Consider the following 1,152-nt stretch of genomic DNA (forward strand, 5'->3'; position numbering starts at 1 on the left):
CTTTTACGCGCCGCAGCCTTTGACCGATACCTGTTCTTCTTAACTAACAGACGATAAGTGTGGACGCTTAACTTTCATGCAAACTCTAGAAAGGAGGTGATCCAGCCGCACCTTCCGATACGGCTACCTTGTTACGACTTCACCCCAGTCACGAATCCTACCGTGGTAAGCGCCCTCCTTGCGGTTAGGCTACCTACTTCTGGTAAAACCCGCTCCCATGGTGTGACGGGCGGTGTGTACAAGACCCGGGAACGTATTCACCGCGACATGCTGATCCGCGATTACTAGCGATTCCAACTTCATGTAGTCGAGTTGCAGACTACAATCCGGACTACGATACACTTTCTGGGATTAGCTCCCCCTCGCGGGTTGGCGGCCCTCTGTATGTACCATTGTATGACGTGTGAAGCCCTACCCATAAGGGCCATGAGGACTTGACGTCATCCCCACCTTCCTCCGGTTTGTCACCGGCAGTCTCATTAGAGTGCCCTTTCGTAGCAACTAATGACAAGGGTTGCGCTCGTTGCGGGACTTAACCCAACATCTCACGACACGAGCTGACGACAGCCATGCAGCACCTGTGTTACGGTTCTCTTTCGAGCACTGCCAAATCTCTTCAGCATTCCGTACATGTCAAGGGTAGGTAAGGTTTTTCGCGTTGCATCGAATTAATCCACATCATCCACCGCTTGTGCGGGTCCCCGTCAATTCCTTTGAGTTTTAATCTTGCGACCGTACTCCCCAGGCGGTCTACTTCACGCGTTAGCTGCGTTACCAAGTCAATTAAGACCCGACAACTAGTAGACATCGTTTAGGGCGTGGACTACCAGGGTATCTAATCCTGTTTGCTCCCCACGCTTTCGTGCATGAGCGTCAGTGTTATCCCAGGGGGCTGCCTTCGCCATCGGTATTCCTCCACATCTCTACGCATTTCACTGCTACACGTGGAATTCTACCCCCCTCTGACACACTCTAGCCATGCAGTCACAAATGCCATTCCCAGGTTAAGCCCGGGGATTTCACACCTGTCTTACATAACCGCCTGCGCACGCTTTACGCCCAGTAATTCCGATTAACGCTTGCACCCTACGTATTACCGCGGCTGCTGGCACGTAGTTAGCCGGTGCTTATTCTTCAGGTACCGTCATTAGG

General features: G+C 52.3%; 1 rRNA gene. It reads right to left on the reverse strand.

Annotated elements, in window-relative coordinates:
• Positions 1–89: 89 nt before the first annotated feature.
• Positions 90–1,152 (reverse strand): 16S ribosomal RNA (locus BM205_RS23890); the annotation flags it as partial.

The sequence above is a fragment of the Collimonas sp. OK307 genome, assembly GCF_900113705.1.
Taxonomy (GTDB): Bacteria; Pseudomonadota; Gammaproteobacteria; order Burkholderiales; family Burkholderiaceae_D; genus Collimonas.